Annotated in this window: 17 protein-coding genes and 1 tRNA gene; 9 read left to right on the top strand and 9 right to left on the bottom strand. The window is 38.2% G+C overall.

Translation table 11 applies throughout. The features are described 5' to 3' along the window. Positions 1–22: 22 nt before the first annotated feature. Together HME9304_RS06930 and HME9304_RS06925 are read right to left on the bottom strand one after the other, a co-directional pair. Complete coding sequence (locus HME9304_RS06930) at positions 23–1357, bottom strand: MATE family efflux transporter (protein ID WP_112377890.1); 1335 nt, start codon at positions 1355–1357, stop codon at positions 23–25. 12 nt (positions 1358–1369) lie between these two features. Next, positions 1370–1870, bottom strand: a complete 501-nt coding sequence (locus HME9304_RS06925) for a GNAT family N-acetyltransferase (protein ID WP_112377889.1) — start codon at positions 1868–1870, stop codon at positions 1370–1372. Positions 1871–1923: 53 nt separating this feature from the next. Here HME9304_RS06925 and HME9304_RS06920 point away from each other — a divergent pair, with 53 nt between their 5' ends. Further along, positions 1924–2721, top strand: coding sequence for a universal stress protein (locus HME9304_RS06920; protein ID WP_112377888.1), 798 nt, complete (start codon positions 1924–1926; stop codon positions 2719–2721). Here the strand turns inward: HME9304_RS06920 and tamL are convergent. Then, the gene (gene tamL / locus HME9304_RS06915; protein WP_239023411.1) at positions 2718–4988 is read right to left on the bottom strand and encodes a translocation and assembly module lipoprotein TamL; all 2271 of its coding nucleotides are present in this window, start codon (positions 4986–4988) and stop codon (positions 2718–2720) included. The two genes, HME9304_RS06920 and tamL, sit on opposite strands and share 4 nt — an antisense overlap. A gap of 49 nt (positions 4989–5037) precedes the next feature. Beyond that, a complete protein-coding gene (locus HME9304_RS06910) occupies positions 5038–9993 on the bottom strand; it encodes a translocation/assembly module TamB domain-containing protein (RefSeq protein WP_123877383.1) in 4956 nt (1651 codons plus the stop codon). Positions 9994–10338: 345 nt separating this feature from the next. Here HME9304_RS06910 and HME9304_RS06905 point away from each other — a divergent pair. Further along, positions 10339–10412 (top strand) — tRNA-Ala (locus HME9304_RS06905). Positions 10413–11257: 845 nt separating this feature from the next. Here the strand turns inward: HME9304_RS06905 and HME9304_RS06900 are convergent. Then, complete coding sequence (locus tag HME9304_RS06900; protein WP_239023410.1) at positions 11258–11971, bottom strand: LytR/AlgR family response regulator transcription factor; 714 nt, start codon at positions 11969–11971, stop codon at positions 11258–11260. Next, positions 11964–13043 (bottom strand): sensor histidine kinase, encoded by a 1080-nt coding sequence (locus HME9304_RS06895; protein WP_112377885.1) that lies wholly within the window; start codon positions 13041–13043, stop codon positions 11964–11966. The genes HME9304_RS06900 and HME9304_RS06895 overlap by 8 nt, the downstream gene beginning before the upstream one ends. Positions 13044–13241: 198 nt before the next feature. On the opposite strand from HME9304_RS06895, the gene HME9304_RS06890 reads away from it, so the two are divergent. From HME9304_RS06890 to HME9304_RS06860, 7 genes are all read left to right on the top strand, one after another. Next, positions 13242–13676 (top strand): nuclear transport factor 2 family protein, encoded by a 435-nt coding sequence (locus HME9304_RS06890; protein ID WP_112377884.1) that lies wholly within the window; start codon positions 13242–13244, stop codon positions 13674–13676. After that, on the top strand, positions 13673–15832 hold the full coding sequence (locus HME9304_RS06885; RefSeq protein WP_112377883.1) for a DUF5916 domain-containing protein: 2160 nt from the start codon (positions 13673–13675) through the stop codon (positions 15830–15832). The genes HME9304_RS06890 and HME9304_RS06885 overlap by 4 nt, the downstream gene beginning before the upstream one ends. A gap of 508 nt (positions 15833–16340) precedes the next feature. Continuing rightward, entirely contained in the window at positions 16341–17228 is an 888-nt protein-coding gene (locus HME9304_RS06880; protein ID WP_112377882.1) for a helix-turn-helix domain-containing protein, read from the top strand. 91 nt (positions 17229–17319) lie between these two features. Continuing rightward, complete coding sequence (locus tag HME9304_RS06875; RefSeq protein WP_112377881.1) at positions 17320–18114, top strand: TauD/TfdA dioxygenase family protein; 795 nt, start codon at positions 17320–17322, stop codon at positions 18112–18114. Continuing rightward, entirely contained in the window at positions 18111–19382 is a 1272-nt protein-coding gene (locus HME9304_RS06870; RefSeq protein ID WP_112377880.1) for an NAD(P)/FAD-dependent oxidoreductase, read from the top strand. The genes HME9304_RS06875 and HME9304_RS06870 overlap by 4 nt, the downstream gene beginning before the upstream one ends. A gap of 3 nt (positions 19383–19385) precedes the next feature. Then, positions 19386–19670 (top strand): UBP-type zinc finger domain-containing protein, encoded by a 285-nt coding sequence (locus HME9304_RS06865; RefSeq protein ID WP_112377879.1) that lies wholly within the window; start codon positions 19386–19388, stop codon positions 19668–19670. Beyond that, a complete protein-coding gene (locus HME9304_RS06860) occupies positions 19671–20690 on the top strand; it encodes a bestrophin family protein (protein WP_112377878.1) in 1020 nt (339 codons plus the stop codon). A gap of 157 nt (positions 20691–20847) precedes the next feature. On the opposite strand, the gene HME9304_RS06855 is transcribed toward HME9304_RS06860, so the two are convergent. Genes HME9304_RS06855 through HME9304_RS06845 form a run of 3 tightly spaced genes read right to left on the bottom strand, consistent with a single transcriptional unit; the run spans position 20848 to position 23086 of the window. After that, a complete protein-coding gene (locus tag HME9304_RS06855; protein WP_112377877.1) occupies positions 20848–21759 on the bottom strand; it encodes an NmrA family NAD(P)-binding protein in 912 nt (303 codons plus the stop codon). Then, entirely contained in the window at positions 21759–22154 is a 396-nt protein-coding gene (locus HME9304_RS06850; protein WP_112377876.1) for a hypothetical protein, read from the bottom strand. Before HME9304_RS06850 ends, HME9304_RS06855 begins: the two co-directional genes overlap by 1 nt. Then, complete coding sequence (locus HME9304_RS06845) at positions 22154–23086, bottom strand: DUF6268 family outer membrane beta-barrel protein (RefSeq protein WP_112377875.1); 933 nt, start codon at positions 23084–23086, stop codon at positions 22154–22156. The genes HME9304_RS06850 and HME9304_RS06845 overlap by 1 nt, the downstream gene beginning before the upstream one ends. Positions 23087–23094 lie beyond the last annotated feature (8 nt).

Here is a 23094-nt window from a genome sequence, read left to right as displayed (position 1 = left end):
AACTCTGAACATTCATCCAAAATTACATATTTCCCAATAACGGCTTAAACTTCTTTCTAAACTTCCACACCAATGAAAATCCGCGAATGGCCATCCAAACTACAAAAGCTATCCAAATGGCGTAGAAGCCCCATCCCAAATATTTACCCAAGTAAAGGGCAGGAACAAATCCAAGAAATGTGGCAGAAAGCAATACGTTTCTGAGGTATTTCATTTCACCCAAGCCTTTAAAGAGTCCATCAAAAACAAAGGCCAGGGTATTCATGGGCAGTCCCAGAATCACTATAAAAAAGATACCATAAAATGTTTCGAGCACAATCGGTTCGTTTGAAAAAATATGCCCGATAGGTCTATAAAAAATAAATCCTGCCAACATTAAGAGCAGACTTATCAATAAACCATAGGTAATGATCTTTTTGGCAAGTTTCCAGAGACCTTTATAGTTTTTAGCACCTAACAATTTTCCGCCCATACTGTTACCTGCAGCACCATAACCATCTATAAAAAATGCTGCGAACAGCCAAAGGTTTATGGCAATGGTATGTGCGCCAATGTATTTGTCACCAAGTGCCGTTGCTTCACGAACAGCTAAAATAAGTGCCGTGTTCAGTGCCAAAGCCCTAACAAACAGATTCAAACTCATTATAATAAGGCGTTTTATCTCTTTATTGAACGGAAAAATCAACCGTAAGCTTATCTTGGTTTTTTTTATCAGTAGGATGAACACCAAAACGGCCATAACAGCTTGGGAAATTAAACTGGCCCACGCGGCTCCTTCCAAATACATTGCCGGAACAATATCTTCTATACCGTAAACAAAAATAAAATCCAAAATAATATTCAGCACCGCTCCGATCAGGGCAATTATCATTGGATAGTAAGTGTTCTGGAGACCTCTAAATATTCCGAAGACCGCAAAGGTGAACAATGTGAGTGGAAATCCCCAAACACGTATGGAGTAATATGAAACACAGTATTCCAATATTTTGCCCGTTGCCTCAAATAAACTAAAAATCTCTTCCACAACAAAAATTGTAGATAGAAGCAGTACAATGCTCAAAAGAATATTTAAAAATATGGCCTGGGCCGGCAAATCCCTGACTTGGTCCAGTTTTCCTGCACCAAGATATTGAGATATTATGGCTGAAATGGCGCTTCGTGTCTGTCCCAGTACCCAAATGAGCATGGACAAGAAAGAACCTACGATTCCTGCCGCAGCCAGTGATTCCAGTCCATCAACAGGGATATTCCCTACAATTGCGGTATCGGTAATGGAAAGTATGGGTTCGGCGATTCCAGAAATAGTTGCAGGAATTGCCAGTTGGTTTATGGTTCTAAAATTGACTGCTGTTTTCAAGATTGCCGCAAGTTACAGCACTAATTCATAACAGTGAAAAGGATGGGTACTTTGTTTTGGAAAGAAAATATCCCCCAATCTTACGTAGCCTCTCTTTTCATAAAATTGCTGGTTTCTTTTATTTTGTGAAAATGTATCCAAACGAACGGATTTAAAATTTTTACGATTGGAATATTCTTCTGCAAAGCTCATCATTTCTTGGGCAAATCCTTGACCTTGAAAACTTGGATGGACACTTAAACGGTGAATGTAAGTACTTTTACCATTTGGGGTCAACCATTGTACAGGGACATATTCTTTATCCATATATGTAGAAACAACAATGGTACCTATTATTCTCTTATCGTATTCTTTTACGTAGAGTTCGTTTCTTTCAATATCATTTAGAAATATGCTTTTGGTGGGATAATGTTCGTTCCATTGATAAATTCCATTGGCTATCATTTTTTCGGCACATACCTTTGCTAGATTCAATATATCCTTAATTTCAGATATCTTTGCATGTCTTATCATGGATTCGTTTTAATTAAATCGTAAATTTAAGCTATAATCATAACCACCATACAATGAATAATATACTGGTACCTATAGGAACCTCCCCCAATTCATCGGATACGCTTCAATATGCAATAAACTTTGCCTCAAACTTTGGAGCGAAGGTTTTTGTGATGGATGTATTTACTGTTACATCTGGAACGGGGAGTTTGGCGAACGTTAAAGAAAAGGTGGCCAAGAGCAGTAAAGAACAGTTAAGGGAGGTTATAGATAAAGTCAACACTAATAACGTAGAGTTGAAAATAGCCACCTATAATGGTGATATCATAGACGGCCTTAAAGAAATCAATAAGGCGGAGGGCATAGATCTGATTATTATAGCTCCAAGAAGCAATGCAATAGAGGAGGAGCTTTATTTGGGCAATACCACAGGTAGAATAGTAAAACAAACCAATATTCCTACCTTAATCGTTCCCAAGGGAACGGAATTTAAGCCTATAAAGAAAATAATGACTGCTTTTGGTTCTGGAATTGTCAAGAGGAGTAGAACCCTGAATCCACTAATAGCAATCAAGGATAAATTTAGAGCTAGTATAAATCTACTCTTGGTCAAACGACCTGGTTATTCTGAGGAAGACCTACAGGTCAATACCGCGCTTCTTGACCTAAGCCAAAATTTGACCATGACCTCACATGCCAATACATATTTAGGTGTACTGGAACATTTTCAGTCCCAAAACCCCGATTTACTTTGTGTATTCAGAAGAAAACGAGGTTTCTTTAAAAAGTTATGGGAGAAGAATACCGTACTTAAATCAGAGTTCTTTGTACCGATACCGGTACTGATCCTAAGTGTGAAAAAGGATTAAAAAGGGTATCCAATAGCAAAATTAAGAACAAGATTGTTGCTCCCCCCGTCAAAGAATGGAATTCTTGTGCGCTGCCCTTCGGGTAAAAAAGGTGTTTGAAGTGGTGATGCTAAATCCAGTCGGATAACAAAACTTTGAATATCCACTCTTAGTCCAAAACCTACACCGATTCCCAATTCTTTGGCCCAATCCTTTCCAAATTTACCTTCTGTACGCAACCTTTCATTGAATGCGATGCCCTCTTCGGATTCATCTTCGGATACTTCTGGATCATATGTCAACCAAACATTTCCCGCATCAGCAAAAAGAGCGCCTTTTAAATATGAAAAAATCGGGAATCGGTATTCCAAATTTCCTTCTAGACGAAGATTTCCTGATTGATCAAAAAATGATGTAGTACCATCATTTTCCGATGTGAACCTACCGGGTCCCAAAGAACGTATTCTAAAGGCTCGTACGCTATACGGCCCGCCAGCGAAAAATTGCTTCACAAAAGGCAAAGTGTTCGAGTTTCCGTAGGGAACACCTATTCCTGCATAAAGTCTTGTGACCAATGCCTGTTCCCTTCCAAATTTAAAATAGTACCGAAAATCAATATCTGCTTTAACGTACTGGGCATACTCCAATCCAAAAATTTCTTCCTGACCGCCGCTCAACAGGTTAAGCGCGTTGCCAGCTATGTCAAAACTTGTGGATAGAAAAATAGGCAAATCTTTATTCTCATCTACAAGTTCATTATATGTGAATGTGTAATTAAGACCTGCAATGAACTGTTGCTCAAAGCTATTCCGGAGTGCAGGATTTTCATCCAATATCTCTTCAAATTCTTCAGTGGTATCAAAAAGGTTGACATAGCTTATACTGATAGGATTCAATTCGTGGTAAACAAATCTGTTTGCGTTCCAAGTATAGCCAAAAGAGGTATTAAAGGATGTTAATGTATACAGTTGACTACGGTTCAGTATTTCTGCACCCAAACCTATATTTGTCTTTGGTACTGCATATTTAAATCTGCTTGGTGAAAAGGGGACCAATCTAGGTATGGTCAAACGGGTGCTAAGACCGCCCGCAATACTGCTCAAGCCTCTATTATCACCACCCGATATTTGTGTCTCATAAGCAAAACTTCCTGTAATACTCAATGTTTCTCCACCACGAAAAAGGTTTCTATTGCTATAGGTAACGGCTATTCCAGGTCCTGTAAAACCATTGGATTTGGTAACGGCCTGCAACTCGGTACGTATTGACCGTTTTGTTAGCGGTGATAAATAAATATCTGCGCTAAGTCTAGAAATGCTATCTGCTGTAATGGAATCACGCTCAGTAAATCTAATGTTCACATATTTATAGCTACCAATAGAAGACAATCGGTTACTGGTCAGTCGCGCGGTCTCAGGATTATATTTTTGGCCTTTCTCAAATAATATATAGGGTTCCAAACGTTCTGGTTTGAAAAATTCATCGTCTTGAACAAAATTGATTCCGTTGACCGACGTAGCTTTTGGGCGTATCGTATCGCTTTCTATGGAGTATTTAGGGAAGACGGTTATGGAATCTATCACATAGGGAACAATGGCTTTTTTGGGAGTATCCTTTTTTAGCCGTAGAAACAAATCAAATCTTTTATTGTCGTATTGATTCGTATCTGCCTCAAAAATTAAAAAGTCTGAATTGAAATTATAATATCCTTTACGTTTGAGCTGTTCATCTATGCGCTCACGTTCAAATTTCATCAATTCAAGATCAAATCTGTTGCCTTCTTTTATTTCTGTGTTTGATAGTGTAGTTTTAATGTCGTCATAGATGGGCAAAGAATCTGAATCTAGCTTAAATTTTTCGAGTAGATAGGGCCTTGCTAAAGATGCAGTGTAATCGATACTTGCATATTTGCTGGTACTATCAATTTCTGAAGTTACTTTGCTGTAAAAGAAACCACGATTGTCCAAACGGTTGCGCATTAACGTTTCTACCCGCAAAGGGTCCACGTCTGAAAGATATACTGGCTCTTCCCCAAATTTTTTATTCATCCATTTGTTGATAAAGCCTGGATTTTCCTTTTGGGCTTTATAATGATAGTATAGCCCCAATCGCATTCCCAAAAATTTTGTATTCGGTTTTGGCCTTAGTATCAAGCTTAATTCTTCGTTGACCTTTTTTATATTTCTGATGTTGGTATCCGAAACTGTTTTTAAATCGGCACCAGTATACAGAACTTCGGACTCGGGAATAAGTTTTTGTACACTACAAGAATAAATCCCGATTGACATAACTAAGGCAAATAGAAAGTATGTTTGACTTTTTTTCAACATAGCTACATTATTCCTTTTCTTTTTTATCATCCTTCTTATCCGCACTTTTTTCCCGGGAGTTCTTCAAAGGGTTGAAAAGTTCACTAAACCTATTGAATTCTTTATTAAATATGAGTGCAATTCCTGTTATAAAAAGTTGTCCGTCAATAATATTTTGGTATTCGTTCTTTCGGAATCCCCGCAAACGATAAATTCCGTTTTTAGTCAAAAGGTATTCCAAGCTCACATTCCCGATAATTGGTGTTTCCGATTGTCCGGCTTGGGCACTCCCTTCAACATCAACAGCGCTACCCGCGGTAACAATCAATCTATCATTGAACAATCTTTTTTTGGCATTTATGTTCAGTTGGGTTCTATCTTGTGGAGTTTCACCTTGATAGTCGGTAAAACTGTCAAGATCAAAGTCAAGTTCAAATCCGCTCTTGCCAAAAATCTTATCAGAGAAGGCATTAAGTTCTCCAGATAATACTTTGTTTACATTGTTTCTGGCAATTGCTGCGGTACCACCACTACTCCCATCACTGCCTGAATTTGGAAAAAAACGGTTTAAGGCCAATAGTGAGAAAACCTGTTTATTAAGTTCTGATTCTTGGGAATTCAATTGCTGTACCTTCCCATAAACAGCTCCTCCAATAGCTCCTTGGGAATCTTCTGGCATATCCAATCTAAAAGACAATTTAGGTTGTAAAAGTTCTCCCTCTACATTTAAATAGACGAAAAATGGCAATACTTGCCTAAACTTTCCTACTACGCTGGGATCTTGTCCAGAGGTAACGGATGTCATTAAAGGTGATGCAGAGGTTTCAACAGAGTAGATCGCAGTAACGTCAAGTTTTGCGTTTGTGGGTTCGCCTTGCCATGTAACGGTACTGCCTGGATTGATTTCAAACCTTCTATTTACAAGGTTGTAAAGGCTGGTTTCATAATGACCGTCCTTAAGTTCGTAACGTCCGGAAAGGTTGATTCTTCCATTGGGATCTATATTCAGGTTTAATTCTGCATCACCGGACACCTGTAAATTATCCCCTGTCTTTTCATCAATAATAATTTTAAAGACCGCATCATCGGCTATTTCTAAAATTGCCTCTAAATCGGTTCCTTCAAAGAGCTCAGGAACGTTTTCTTCTTGGTCATTGCGTGTTAGAATCGCATCTGGATTCTCTCGATTCACAAAAATCACAACACCATCCCTCTCTTCAACATCCAATTGTGATTCTGGAACAACATAAGTTATATCGGTAATTTTACGGATTCGCAATCTCCCTTCTACCTTTGGTAATTGTATATCTCCTTTTACAGTTACATCGGCATCAAAACTGGCTATTCCATAAAATAGTTCATTGTCCTCTTTGGTAGAATTCAATAACATGAATTGTTCGGCAACTAATTTAAGATCGAATGTTGGATTGATAATTTCCTCTGTGTTTATCTTTCCGTCCATGCTGAAGGTATTATTGTTGGCATCAGCAATTTCAAAAGATTTTAGATAAATGCCTTTATTGTCCAGTGAAATGGATTCATTGGATATTTTAAAAAGGGAATTGAATTTTGAGACTTTAAACCTAGATTGGTTAAATTTTAGTTCCCCTTCGTACTCAGGATTTTTGGTGGTTCCCGACACATCGAAATTCCCGGAAATATATCCGCTTGATTCTTTTATGGCTCCATTTGAAAATTCTTGAATAGTGGACATGCCAAGTTTGTCAAGATTCAAATCTAGATTTAGCTTGGCCCCCGTTTTGGCAGCGGTATAATCTCCTGTCAAGTCTAAATCCACATTTTCCCCATCAATCGCAAGGTTAAAATCATAAGAGTTGATATCCAATGATTTTGCATCTAAAGTGAGGTTGCCCAAAGGATTTTCCAAGACATTCAAATTATCAATTTCAAAGTCCGCCAGAATTCCCGTGGCCCCAAAAGGATTTTCTATAACAAAATCACCATTTACCTTGCCCGAAGCCAATGCTTCGTCTGGATTCAACAAACTCAAAAAGCCTTGTAGCCTAAAATTTGAAAAATCAATACCGATACGCTCTTTTCCAGATTCTTCAGCTAGATTGTTTATGGTGAGCTGTTGGGCGTTTCTACTTAAGTTGAAATTCTGAAATTCTAGAAATCCCTTAGCAATGGAAATCTGGTTGTTCAAAGGTATTGCCCAGTCTTTTTTGTTGAGAATTAGTTCCTCAGGATCGATTTTTAGATTTACGGTGTCCTTCGCCAGAACCATCTCCGCGGCAATATGGGCCAGTTTCTCTTGATCGTCAAAAGAGATAAAATCCAATAAAAGCTTTTTGTTTTTTAGGTTTCCTTCAAAATAGGTTTGCTTGATCTTAATAGGATTATATTCAAGTTTGGAAATACCTGCCGAAAAAGCTAAGTCCGTGGCGTTTCCTTTAATAAGTACGTTTAAACTGTCAATAGAACTACCAGCATAGGTTGCAGAAGGCATATGCAATTCTGCATACAACGTTTTGTTTTTACCATCAAAATCAGCATCTATGGAAATTGAATCCAAACGTTCGATATCCCTAAAAAATACATCCGTGAGAATCGGCTCCGGGCGGAGTAATGCTTTGACCTTAAGTTTGACCGTATCCGTTACAGCATTTTGGGAAGAAGTCTCTAAAAAATAGTTTTGCAACTGTTTTTTTAAGGCTTCATTAAGCCCTTTGGGCGATGTGTTTGATTCAAGACTACCTTCTAGGAATGTACTTTTTATATCAACTTCTGTTGTAATCTTATCAATATTCGCCCGTAAATCTATATCACCAACTTGATACTGGTTTCCTTCGTAAACGGCAATAGCTTCAGAAATTGATGAATTGATGGAAAAGTCCTCCGTATCCCCATTAAATTCTGCTCTCAGATTTAGGCCAGTTTTTATATTTTCACGTGTCAGCCCCAATTCGTATAGGTCGGCTCCGATGACATCTAGGTTTAAATTGATTTTGGTATCGACGGAATCCAATTCTACGAAGCTTTTTGCTTTAAAATTGAGATTTTCATCTTTAAAACTAAAGTTGATATCGCCATTGCCATCCACTATTTTTCCATTTAGACTAAGACCTGAAAAATCATAGCCCTTAAACTCAAGCTGCGAAAATTCTGATTGTAATTCTGCATCCAAAGTGTTGAGGCTGGTACCCTTGGCTGCTGCTTGCATATTAAACGAAATACCGCCCAGTTGTTCGTTTTTTAATAGTTTATCCAGCCTTATGTTATTGGTTGTTAGGTTTACATCAAATGCTATTTGATTCTTATTTACATAATTTCCTTCAATTTGTGCAGACCCATCCGGTGTTTTAAGCGAGGCATCGGCCAAAATATTTTCTAAGGAACCTCTAATATTTGCATTAATGTTTACGGTCTCTGGCAGCGAAATTCCAAGTTGATTTTCAGAAATGAACTTTGCAATATCTTTTTTTGTCGAAACAATCTGAATAGTATCCAAATCAAAGAGAAGGGAGTCTGGCTTTGTCACGTTTTTTAATTGACCACTGGCCACTAATGAGGTCGTATTGCCCCATTCCAGATTTAGAAGCGGCATTTCAATATCGGCCAATGTTCCATCCGCTTTTAAGTGTCCTGTAATTTTATCTTCAGAAGCCTTTTCTATATACATGTTATTGGCCAAGTCAGGCTGAAAGTAATAAGCATCTTGCAGTGCAAGACTTATGTTTGGAAAGCTTAATGAAACTTTTGTTGTTTGAGGATTCTCCAAAAATTCATCGACAGAGATATAATTCAAGCTCAGTTTTCCTGTGATTGAACTATTGTTTGTTTGAAGATTGAGATTTCTGAGATATGATGCTTTATTGTCTACTGATGCCTTAAAAGAGAGATTCCTTGTTCTAAAGCCACTTTTTTCTCTAAAGGAAAACGCATTTAATTGTAATTCGGCTTTTTTGGGTCGGTACACCAAATCACTCGCTTGTAAATCCAAATTGGAAACCAATATGGCGTTGGGATTGAACTCGCCGGTTTTGCGCTGTGAATTTCCCAAACGATAATCAAAAATGTTGTTTTCCATTGTTATTTCGTTGGCACCAATCTTAAAATCGGGCCATATAAACGATGTAGAATTGGGTTTTTGTAGGGAATCTGAAACAGAATTTTTTGACTCCGTAATTTTTAAAAATACATTGGAATCTATTAGTGCTAGCTCATCAACTTTAAAATCATTTTTAGCTAAATCGATTTTAGGGTCTTCCAATTGAAAATCACCGATTTTTACAGAGGTTTCAATGTCATCTGGTGCAGAACTGTATTGTGCCTTCACTTTCGATATTCTTAAATCCTCCAATTCAAAATAAGGCAGTGCCACTTCTGTAGTATCTTCGGGAACTGGAAGAACTTTATATTGGGTGTGGGATATCTGGGAATCTTCAAGTTGGAATTCAGTGGCCTTAAAACGCATATTCTCCAAGTTGAAAGAATCCATACTCAAATAAAACCCTCCTAATTTTAATTTGCTCTGGAGACCTAGAAATTGGTCATTGTATTTAATATTAAAATTTGAAAAGTCCAACGTACCAATATCAAAGGACATGGGTTTGCTTTGTGAGGTGGTAGTGGAGTCTGATGGTGCAAAAGCTTCCAACAGAAAGTTAAAATTGAACTTTTCCGTATTTTTGCCCCTTTCGATGTTGGCCCGCAAGCCATCCCACTCCAATGATTTTAGATTGATTTCATTTTTGAAAAGAATAGGGGATATAGGAAGATTTGCCTCCAATGCCTTTGAGTAAATCAGTGTGTCGCCCTGTAAATCCTCCAAGTACAGGCCCTCTAAAAATATGTTCCCTGAGAAGGTGATAAACAAACGGTCAATCTCTACCTTAGTATTGGTTTTATCAGAAACATAGTTTACCACCTTATCAACAATGATTTCTTGTCCCCACGGGCTCCTGATAAAAAGTACAAGACAAAAAAAGAATATAAGTACGACAAGAAAAATTCTGGCCATACGTCTTAACCATTTGTACTTTTTGTTTTTTTTTGCCACCGTGCTCTAAAAAGTCAAAATTGAGCTCAAAAATAACGTGTTTGAAACAGATGAAGTGCCAATACACTATTAATTATTAACCTTATAAAAAGTATTGTGCAGATCGATAGGTAGTTAGAAAACATAAATTTGAAGATTCTATATAGATTTCGTGGTTGATTTTTTATGTCTTGATTTTGATACCTCTACAAAAAGTATTTCCTTTGGGTTCTCTAAAATTCGGGGGATTAACTCAGCTGTCTAGAGCGTCCCGAAAGGGTTCGGGAAGGTCACCGGTCAGCCGAGAAAGGGATTAGAGTATAATAAGGGGGATTAGCTCAGTTGGCTAGAGCGCTTGCCTGGCAGGCAAGAGGTCACCGGTTCGACTCCGGTATTCTCCACCCAGTAAACAAGGGGCTTCAAGAGTTATTGACTTTTGAAGCTTTTTTCATTTGCAAGCAATTTGCACACAAATCTTGTTTTGAATTAAGCTTGGTATTATTTGATACAAATTGATCTATTTTAATACTTCTTCACCCTTTACAAAGTATATTTTCGAAAAAGTATCACATTTATTCGGTGCTTTAACTTCACTATTACATTAAGTAATCTAAGCCCCCTAAGAGGTCAATTAACGAAACTACTAAAAGAGACCTCGAATGGAACTTTTAAAGAAATGTTTTTCTGTCTTTTATCCTCTCCTAGAAAACGGCCGTTTTGTAGTACCGTAACATTTATAAATTAAACCACCTTTAGAGGTTTAAGCGTCATGGTTAAAGATGTAATGGAAATATAGTAGCTGGTAACTATATACAACTGTTGGGCCACATTTGAATGCAGCCAATCTGCCAAATTGAAAATATAATATTTACTACTTCTATTTGTAATCTTTAGCTCTTGTAAAGATGATGTTTCCGATGAAAAATACAGAAATGAAAACTGTGTGTTTTACCGAGAAGATGGTAAAGCTGGAAGATGGCAAAAAATAAATCCTGAATTAGAAATAAACTTTTTAAAGTCTCATTCAAAATAATTCTTTCTTTTATGGTTTTTGAAACGTGACCTGGTTCTAAGAATATTTAAAGAAAGTCTGCGAGCTACCTGATGAATTTGTTTTTGGTATCCGTCCAGTAAAAGGTTTGCTTGAACGAACGAGCTTTTATAGGACTTTTAGAGTGTGTAAACTAAACTCTCATTAAGAGGCGGATTGGGTAATCCCATTCAATTCAAATCCAGATTGCTATTTTTAATGATTACTCAAGTATTCCAAAAGAGTTGCTCTATAACTTTCTCCAATAGAGATTTCCTTATCATCAATTTCAATATAGTTTTTAGTGTATGCCGTAATCTTGGAAGTATTGACGACGTAAGAACGATGAATTTGATAAAAGCGCTCATCCAGATTTTCTAAGAAGCTACACAAACTATATTTTACGAGATATTTTGTATCGTGCAGATGAATATGCACATAGTCTTTCACGCTTTTCACATAAATGATTTCATCAAAGTTTAACTTTATCTTTTTCCTTTCTACGCTAATAAAAATGTGGTCTTTTTTGGTTTCTTTATATTTTACTTTTTCATCTTCTTCAGAATTACTTTTCCTACCTACGGTAACTTTAAATTTTTCAATACTTTTTAAAAAACGTGAAAAAGTAATTGGTTTAAGTAGATAGTCAATAGCGTTTAGCTCAAAACCATCCAGAGCAAAATCACGATAAGCAGTTGTAAAGATTACGTGTGGTTTTTGCACTAAGTTTTTAAAGAAATCGGTGCCTTTTAAAACAGGCATTTCTATATCCAAAAAGAGTAAGTCTACCTTGTGCTCTAGCAAAACATTGATTGCATCTATGGCACTTTCGCAAATAGCAACAATTTCAAAATCATTAAGTTGTTTTAGATGATTTTTGATAAGATTCCTTGCAAGCTCTTCGTCATCTACTATGATACACTTATACATTATTTGTGTTAAGCTTTAAGGTTACTGTATGGTCGTTTTCCTTATTCTCGATATGTAAATCGTAATGCTCGCCATAAACTAAATCCAACTGCTTTATGGCATTATCAAGGCCAAGTGGTTCTGTTTTTACTTTATCAATATCGGGATGTTCGGTAATAGGTTTTGTGTTTTTTACAATGTATATAATTTTCCCATTGTCAGTATTTAGTGAAATTTCAATTTTGGCATTCCCCAGTGCCTGTGCAACGCCGTGTTTAAAGGCGTTTTCCAGGAAAGTCAAAAGAATTAATGGCGCAATGCTTAAATGGTTGGTAACCTTATGTTCAAAATTAACAGTCACTCGTTTACCATATCTTAATTTTTCTAAGGCTATGTAATTTTCAATAAGTGCAATTTCTTTAGTTATCGGAACAAACTTGTCACGACATCTGTACAAGAGGTAGTCTAATATTTCAGACAACCGTTCTATTACTTCTGGTGCTCTATCAGATTTTTCTAAAGAAAGTGAATACAGATTATTCAATGTATTGAAAAGAAAATGAGGGTTTAATTGGTTCTTTAGGGCAGAAAGCTCTGCCTCCTTTTTTTGCTCCTTTAATTGTATAAATTCCTTTTGTTTTTGATAAAAACCAGCGATTATTAATAAGACAGTTGGCGTTAAAAATTTAATGACTTTGCTGAAAAAAACCTGAACGTTTGAGATACGATACCAAAAATCCTTTTGAGCATAGAACTTGGCAATTTCACTGAATGAGTCATAATATTTAGGGTCATAATAATACGTTTTAAACAAGGTGTAAATCGCGAACATCACAATCAGCAGTATTAAGAGCCAAATCATAAAAAGAGAAATCTTTTTCTTGTCTAAGAATCTTGGGATTAGAACATATATACAAGTGTATGCTGTGATGATTTGAGTAAATACAACCATTATATTAAACTCAATAACTTGAAGGTAACCAGTATATACCTCAATATTAGCGGTAAAAACAAAATAAGCCAATACACCTATCCAAAAGAGTAGATGTTTTAATGCTTTTGTATTCTTAAGTTGTTTTAATTTCTCCATCATAGATTCACAAAAATAAAAGTATTCTATTCACTTTAATTTAATAGTCTACCAAACATAATCTTACAGCAAACGAGTAGTGTGTTTTTGTAGACGAATGGGTACAATAGATTTGATAGACTCAAATAGTCTTCTGGTCTACTTATCAAAAAACGCACTTTCTGTTCCTATAGATTTGTGGGAAATCAAAACTTCAAAACAATGAAAAAAGGAATTTTAATTTTTAGCCTCTTATTGCTATGGTCAACAAAAAATACAGCACAGGAATCCGATTACAAGACTATTGAAAGCGTTATAAAAACCTATGTGGTAGGTGATAATACCAGAAACTACAAAATGTTGGAAGGTATCTTTCACGAAGGTACTACAATGAAAACATTTTCCTTAAAAGCTAACGAATACCGAGAGTATAACTGTCTTGATGTATTTAAATCCCAAGAAAATGCTGACCAACAAAAAGAACGAAACCACAGAATATCTTTTATAAATATTGCAGGTAACGCGGCCATGGCCAAACTGGAAACCGAATACCCTAAAGGATTCAATGCAGACTATTTTACATTATTGAAAATTGATGGAAACTGGAAGATTGTAAGTAAGGTTTACGCATTCGTTAAAAAAGAGGAAAACGAATGAGAAGAGTATTCTTTTCTTTTGTGCTATTAGCACCTTTTTTTTCACAAGGACAAACAGAAATAATTGGCTATTCAGAAAGCGAAATTAATGTTGATGGGAAACCAAATGAACCTATTTGGGAAACCTTACCAGAGATAACAGGTTTCTATAATTATTTGCCTACTGATGAAGGACTGGCCGAACAACAAACTCGGGTAAGGCTGTTTACTGATGATGAGTTTCTTTATGTTAGTGCTATTTATGAAGATACTGAGCCCAAAATACAAACAAGCTCCTTAAAGCGCGATGTAAGTATTGGTATTAGTGATTCTTTTATATTAGTTCTTGATACACAAAATCAAAAACAAAGTGCATTTTATTTTGCCGTCAACGGATATGGAACACAGGTAGATGGTCTTGTGGAACGTATAAACGAAGGCTATGGTTTTAGCTTAAGTTGGAATGCAGTATGGAAAGCTGCCGCAACAGCAGATGGCAATCTAAAAATGTATGAAATGGCAATTCCGTTAAAGGCACTAAACTATGATGTGGATAATCCAACCATAGGCATACAAATGTATGTGCGAGATATTAAAAAGAATGCTTGGTCAATACTTACCAATGTAAAACGTAACTACAGATTGTATGACCTTAGATTTACAAGACCATTTCGTTTTGAGCAGCTTCCAGACATATCCCCATCTCGTTTTGCGGTAACACCTTCGGTGACGGTTAATTCTTCTCAAGATGTTTTAAACGATTCAGAATCTACAATTTTTCAACCAAGCTTGGATGTGCAGTATAACTTAACATCATCGCTAAAACTTGATGCTACTATAAACCCAGATTTTTCTCAAATTGATGTGGACCAGCAGGTCACTAATCTCACGCGTTTTGACATATTTTTCCCTGAACAGCGTAACTTCTTTTTAGAAAATGCCGATTTATTTTCTAATCTTGGTGTCGGTGACGTAAATCCATTTTATTCTAGGCGTATTGGGGCCGATACGGATATTCAATTTGGTTTAAAACTGTCTGGAAACCTTACAAAAAAGACAAGAATAGGTTTTCTTGATGTACAAACCGACAGTGAGCAAGATATCCCATCTCAAAATTATGCCGCTTTGGTTGTAGAACAGCAATTAACCAATAATTTCTCTACAACCGGGTTTTTGATTAATAGACAAGAAACTGATGGATTTGAACTTAAGGAAGATTACAACAGGGTAACTGGCCTTAATATAAACTATAAATCTAATGATAACAAATGGATTGGATTGGCCAATTACGCCAAAAGCTTTTCAGACGGCATTACTGATAAGAACAGCTTTTATAATGCAGGAATCTGGTACAATCGAAGAGGTCTGGGCTGGAATGCGTCTGTGCGAAACATAGGGAAAAACTACATTGCTGATGTTGGCTTTACACCAAGGCTTTTCAACTTTGATGCAGTAAATGACGAGGTGGTTAGAGAAGGCTATACACAGGCTTCTGCTGGGTTTGAATATGAAAAGTTTTATGATTCATCACAGTCATTAAACTCATTTAGGATACTAAATTACAGCAATGATACTTACCTTGACGAACAAGGGAATTTTAACCAGTCTTCTCATTTTTTGAATTCTGCATTATTTTTTAAAGACTTATCGGCAATCTATTATGTTTTACGCTATGACGACATTGATTTAAAATACGGTTTTGACCCATTGGGCAACGGAAATCCATTACAACCCGACCGCTATGATTTTGGAAGCTTAAAGGTTGGATATAACTCAGCAAATAATCAAAATTTTATATATCAGGCCAGTCTTCAGCACGGTGAATATTATAGTGGTAAACGAACGACCGCGAGTCTATATACAAATTATCAGTTTTTGCCTTTTGCTAATTTTATACTCTCATACGACTTAAACAACATCGATTTAGATAATCTTGGTGAAGAAACGTTTCATTTGGCACGGTTTACGGGCGAAGTATTTTTTAATACACGCTTAAACTGGACCACTTATATCCAATACAATACCCAGGCAGATAATTTTAATATCAACAGTCGTCTGCAGTGGGAATATAAGCCGCTATCCTATATTTATCTGGTTGTTACTGATAATTATACTCAAGACATTGAGAGAACAAACTGGGGTGTGGCGTTTAAAATGAACTACAGGATGGATTTTTAAATTATTTAGTAAAAGTGAGATAAAATAAGAGTTTCTTAAGTAGTTTAAGAGGCGGATTAGGTAAGGTTTACAGATGTGGAGGCTTATAAGTAAACGAATCGCTTAATTTTAATAATTCGCAGATTTAAGTCAGCGTAGTATTGTGATTTTAATTTATACCAAGTCTTTCCTTTTTCTCATACTATGGGATGCGGCACAATAACCGTAAAAGAAGTTATCCTTAACCCAGAACTAGATACTACAGCATTTGAGATGAATAATTGATTTTAACAACGAATAATTCATTGTCTAAGTATATGAACAATTAATATCAAAGAAACGTCTCAAGTTAATTTATTTCTATGTGTAAGAGATTATTGAAATGCTAGGCACTAACTAATAAAGGTGTAGTTGCACAACTATACATCATTAATTCTTACGAAGGCTTAAGACCTACATTTCTAATTTAATTCATTTAATCTAAACGATAACAATTAATTAAAGCTACCTTTTAAGAGATAAATAATGAATGACTTCGAAAAGCCTAAATACAACACCATACCACGATATTGCTTCTATCTTAGAATTGGATGAGAAGGCGGTTGATTTCAAAATTCAAAAACCAAGGTTCGAAAACGAATTATTGCATCCTTACCGAGGTTCTTACTACTGCCTTCTGCTGCTCACCGAAGGTTCGGTACGTCATAGTTCCAATTTGGAGACGTTCGAAGCAAAAGAACATACCCTTATTTTTTCAAGCCCAGGAATTATCAATAACTGGGCAGCACCAACAGGCGATATTGATGGGTTTTCCTTATTCTTTACGGCAGCATTTTTCAAACGCAATGGTAGCAGTATGTTGAGGCTTAACGAACTTCCTTTTTTTGAATGGGATGCACAACATTTTCTTACCCTTACCCAATCCGAAAGTCGTTCACTTTCAGAATTGTTCAAGGCTATTGAAATCGAGGAGGAAGTTCAAAAAAAACACCGCAACCTGCTGATTCATTCATACATCACGGCATTGCTCATAAAACTGGAACGACTTTATGAAAAACAATCGAACAAAGCACGATCACGCTTTAATAAGGGGCAGCTGGCCTATGCCTATCAATGTTTGGTAAGCCATCATGTTCATCAAAATCTTTCGGTAAAGGACTATGCCGAAATTTTAAATGTTACGCCCAATCATTTGAACGACTCCGTAAAAAAAAGTATAGGCAAAACGGCAGGGGCATTGATTCAAGAAATGATGTTGCTGGAAGCAAAAGTGCTATTATATCAAACAAATCTAAACGTTTCGGAAGTAGCCTATCATCTAAATTTTGAAGACCCATCCTATTTTGGACGCTTTTTCAAAAAGCACACCCGCAAGACCCCTTTTGAATATCGAAAGGAAAGAAGTCGACACCTGTAAAAAGTACCGGATTTTCAAATAATCGTGCCAGCCCACACCTTGCTTTGAGAACTACCTTTGTTGAAGATAAAACAATAAGAGTAAGACGATTATGGCATACACGAAATTCAAAATTTCCGAACTCACACCACATCTCGGTGCAATAATAACAGACCTCAATCTTGAAACGGCAACCTACGATGCTATTTTGGTTTCTGAACTAAAGGAGGCACTCAAGGATTACCAACTACTCTTAGTCAAAGGCAAAACATTGAAACCAGAGCATCAGGTTCGGTTTACGCAAGTCTTTGGCGGTCTTGAAACCTTTCCGTTTAGGCCAACGCAGCTTCCCAAACATCCTGAGGTCTTTAGACTGTCCACAGATGTACAACAAGGCTACACGAACGTTGGGTTTTATTGGCATCAAGATGGGTCTTTTAGGGAAAGGCCGACCGCGCTTTCTGCGTTTCATCTGGTAAAAATTCCCAAAACCGGTGGCGACACGCTTTTTGCGAATGCCTACGAAGCATACAAAAAAATACCTAAACACTTAAAACCCATCGCCCATAAACTAAAAACGGTTCACGAGGGAAATATACTGCACGACCTTGTCATAGAGCATCCCGTTACGGGTAAAAAAGCCCTGTACCTAAATATGGGATTGGTACGTTCATTGACGGGCTTTGAAAAAGAAGAGGAAGCTCAGGTAACGGAACTGATAGGCAGCTTCCAGACAATTCTAGACCATCCCGAAGTGATGTACCGACATAAATATGCCGAAGGCGATTTAATGGTTTCAGACAATTATTCGGTATTTCATCAAGCCACAGAAACAGACCCAAACCAAGAAAGAACCTTACACAGAACGACTGTTGAAGGCACCTTGACCTTAAACAGAAAAATATGAATGAAAACTTAACCAATACAAAGATTGTACATCTATACGGCAAATCAAATTCCGCAAAAGCATATGAAATTCGGGACTTTCTTAATCGAAGTGTTGTCGCCTTTAAGTGGATAGAATTGAACACGCTAAAGGATTTAAAAAATGCACCGCATCTTAAAAAAGAGGACGCAGAACGCTTACCCATCGTAGAATTACCAGACGGTACCCTATTGTATAAAACAAACGTTGAAAAAGTGGCAACACATCTGGGATGGATTTCGAAACCTAAACACAAGGAGTATGACCTTTCTATTTATGGTGCTGGACCTGCAGGATTAAGCGCTGCCGTATATGCGGCTTCGGAAGGACTTCGCACGGTGTTAATAGAAAAAAGTGCCATAGGTGGCCAAGCGGGAACGAGTTCGCTTATCGAAAACTATATGGGATTTCCCAACGGCATTGCAGGAGCAGATTTGGCAGAACGTGCCAGACAGCAGGCGGTTAAATTTGGAGTCGAAATATTAATGTTAAGAGAAGGTGTCAAGGCACAGTTCAAGAATCAACAAATTCACGTCAATATGGCAGATGGCGAAATGATGATTGCAAATGCAAACATCTGTGCCACAGGCGTGGAATACCGCAAATTAAATTTAGAAAACGAAGCAAAATACCTGAACAAAGGTGTTTATTACGGTGCAGGTGCGAGCGAAGCATTTCTCTGTGAAGACAAACACATATTTATCGTGGGTGGCGGGAACTCGGCGGGACAGGCAGCGATGTATTTTTCAAAATTTGCAAAAAAAGTTTCCCTTATCGTGCGCAGCGGAAACTTGTCCGAATCCCTATCGCATTACCTGCTTACAAGAATAGAGGAAAAACCGAATATTGAAGTCTTATATAATTCCGAAGTATCAGAACTCATTGGGGAAAATGAGTTAAAACGCATACACATTAAAAGAACTCAAGAAAACACCATTGAAGAGTACGACACCGAACGCTTGTTCATCTGTATCGGTGGTATTCCGAATACCGAATGGGCAAAGGATACTGACATCATCCGCGATAAAAGCGGTTATTTAATGACTGGTGCAGACCTTTCAAACAACGGTAAATTTGTGGATTGTTGGAAATTGGAACGCGAACCATTTTTCTTGGAAACTAGCGTGCCAGGCTCATTCGCAGCAGGCGATGTTCGTCACGGTTCCGTAAAACGAGTAGCCTCATCGGCTGGTGAAGGTGCAATGGCTGTTACTTTCGTTCATAAATATTTAGAAAACTTACACAAATAGACGATGGAAGAAATATTATGTAAACATTTAGAATCCTTAGAGCCAAAGGGTTCTAAAAAAGACTATTGTGAGGAATGTGTGAAAACTAAAGATAAATGGACGCATTTAAGGGTCTGCCAGACCTGCGGAATCGTCTTATGCTGTGATGCTTCTAAAAATAAACACGCAAGTGCGCACTTCCGCGAAAGCGGTCATCCCGTAGTTATCTCGAATATGCCAAAGCCTTGGTCAAAATTTGCTTGGTGCTACGAACACCAACAAAAGAAGAACCTCAAACAACCGCGCTAAATGTATACAGGAAAAAGCTTTTCATTAAAAGAGGTATTGATATGGACACGAAGGGACATTTTAAAGTTTCTTGTCATAGCAACCATACCTACTGCTATTTATGCATTATTGGACTGGAAATGGATGGTCATCCCGTGGTTGCCTGTTGCTCTGATTGGTACAGCTGTGGCATTCTTAATCGGCTTTAAAAATAATGCCACCTATGACCGTATGTGGGAAGCCAGAAAAATTTGGGGTATGATTGTAAATACCAGCCGTTCTTGGGGCATTATGTCCAAAGACTTTATCTCTGACCTACATAGTGAGGAAAAAGTGGATGCCAAAACTTTAATTAAAATTCAGACCCAATTAATTTACAGGCACTTGGCGTGGGTTACCTGTTTGCGTTATCAATTAAGAGTGCCAAAGGAATGGGAAAATCTAGACAAGAATTACAATGCTGAGTATCGAAAAAAATATGTGATACACGAATTTGAAAACTCGCTTGAGGCCGAATTGAAACCCCTTTTGGAAGCGGCTGAACTGCGCTACATTCTTTCCAAAAAGAATAGGGCAACGCAACTTATCGCCAACCAATCTAAAGCACTTAAAGAATTACGAAAGCGTGGCCTAACGGACGACTTTCGTCATATGGAAATGGAAGCATTATTGTTAGATGTGTACAGTCATCAAGGCAAGTCGGAACGTATTAAAAACTTCCCGTATCCGCGACAGTTCGCAACGTTGAACCTTTTTTTCGTATGGCTCTTTATCCTGTTGGTGCCTTTTGGTTTGATGAAAGAATTTGATGTACTGGGCGCTAATTTCGTGTGGATGACCATCCCCTTTAGCCTACTGGTTTCTTGGGTATTCCATACAATGGAAAAAATAGGCGAAATTACAGAAAACCCTTTTGAGGGCAGTCCCAATGACATCCCGATGGCGGCATTGAGCCGAACCATAGAAATTGATTTGAGGGATATGCTAGACGAAGAAAATTTGCCAGAGCCTATAGCAGCAACAAACCACATCTTAATGTAGGTAGGAACGAGGGTAAAAATCTGTGCTTTTCAGTTTAGCTGTCAGCCATCCTATGACTATGATTTTAAACCGTACAGCTTTTAAAATGCATACGCTACCGACGTATCTTAAGAAGTATAGTGCTAGCTTTCTTGACAGTGGTATCTCTCATTTCATTTCACGACCACATCTTGAACAAGGCCTGCCTTGCAAAAAGCGCCTTGTTTTCCTGTAGATAGGCATCCATAATACGCGGTTTTCTATCCAGTAAAGGGGCGAGGGAATGTGTTTGAGGCTCTGGTATGTTCAGGGCCAGTTCATCGAGTTCTATGATGTGCGTTGCCAGCCATTGCGGTAATTTGGCTCTTTTAGTCAGCATTTTGAAATAGTCGCTTCGGCTTATATTTTTATAGGTGATGGTTCTTCCGGTAACCTTTGATAAACGCTGTGCCATCTCGTAGTGGCTCAAGGCCTCTGGGCCGTCCAGTGCAATGGTGCTACTCGGCAAAGGTGCCTCCTGAAGCAGTACGTTTACGGCAACATCGGCAACGTCCCGGGCATCGATATAGTTGCGCCGGGCATCTTCCATAACACCATAGAAGGTGCCGAATTTGCGTATGGTGTGGGTATTTCTCTCCCAGTTCTGCATAAAGGCACGGGGCCGAAGGCAGCAATATTCAAGGGCGGACTCGTCAAGGTGTTCTTCGATCTTGCGGTGCCAACGCGCCACTTCGACCTGAGCCAAAGGTTCTACAATAGGGGCAGAGAGCTTTACGATACGCTGTATGCCACATTTTTTTGAGGCATCTATAATCCTGATTTCCGTGGCGACCTGATCGGGGTGCGTGGCAGTAAGCAAAAAGACCACATCGGCGTGTGCGCAGGCGGCCTCGATCTCTTCGGCTACCGCCAAATTAGCACTTACATAAGTGAGTTTGCAGTTGTCGCGCGGAGATACGGGATAGGCTCTATCGGGACTCCGAAGTACACCGCGTACATAACAGTCCGCTTTCAACAGGCCTTCTAATACAGGCTTTCCCACCGTTCCGGTACAGCCAAAGACGACGATCGTTTTTTTATATACATCCATTAGGCGATGGTAGTTTTGGTCAAAGGTTTCATCATCGCAACGATGGCGGCACCCAAGAAGGAAGAAATGAGAATGTTCCAAATGCCCGTTTCCCATTTAAAAATATAGATGACACCTAACGCTAGCAGCACCATAGTAATGCCCAGAACAAGTGCCATTACAATACGATTTATTATAAAAATCTGCCGCTCTTGAAATTGCCATAACAGGATAAAGCAGATTACGGTGGCGAATAATGAAGGCATCGCAATGGTCGTATAACTGGCTTTCAATAAATCCGGTTTATCCAAGAAATAAGCTGGTATCGCAGAGGAGAGCAAGGGGAATAAATAGGAAGGGAGAGCCGCTTTTAAGAAAGCATTCCCACAGAAACTTTTTTTTGCCTGTGTCATCATTATAAAGGTTTTAGACTGTTTTGTAAAGACCTGATAGGGTTGAACTTGATGCCAACACTAAAGAAAGGCTGCGAAAAGGAGGTGTCAAATTCGAAGGATGTGTCGTTATCGCCATCCCTCAGTTCATAATCGCCCCAGACGGGATAGGTGCCCTTTGCCATTAATCCGAAGGATTTGGTGATCCAGAAATTGTATTCGAGTCCGCCGGAAATGGTCGTAAATACCGCATTTTCTGCCTCCGCGCCCGTCAGGACAGAGCCTGAACCGTTGAGACGAGCAGAAAAATCATTGAGGTCGCCCAGCAATTTGATAGAATGTGAGGGGTGAAAATCATATTTCACGTAAGTGTTAGGCAAGCCCAGTACAAAAGACCACTTCTCGTTCAATCGTGCCTTAATTTGGGAAATGGGTGTCAATTGGGTGGTGCCGTTCAGGGTCATATAGCCTACACCCAGACCGACCTGAAAATACCCGCCATTTCTCCGGTAAAAGGTACGTTCCAAGAACAGGTTTCCGTTGAACTCGACTTCGTCCAATGAAAAATCCCCTTTAAAATTAGAAATCGCAAAAGGCGTCAAAAGCGTGTTGAGCGACCACTTGTCCGAAAGTTTATAGGTGGCGAACAAGCTATAGTTGGCGTTATAGAAAGTCTCCAGATTTCGGGTATCGAGTGCCGCGGTTGTGGCATTGTATTCAAATTGATGCCTGTCAAGGCCCAGCGTATTGAACAAAGACAGTTTGCCTAACCGTAGCGGTGGCAGACCTACTTTGGTGGTCCATTTTTGATAATCGATGTCATCAGAAATCGCAGTTTCGGGCGTGTAGTGCAGATAGAACACATCCCTGTCCAGCACATTGACTTCGCCCGTAACTTGGGCAAATGCGCCGTAACTGAGCAGAGTCATAAAAAGTAATACCAAATATTTTTTCATCGGTTTAT

The sequence above is a fragment of the Flagellimonas maritima genome (assembly GCF_003269425.1).
Lineage (GTDB): Bacteria > Bacteroidota > Bacteroidia > Flavobacteriales > Flavobacteriaceae > Flagellimonas > Flagellimonas maritima.
This window is presented reverse-complemented; position numbering and strand designations above follow the sequence as displayed.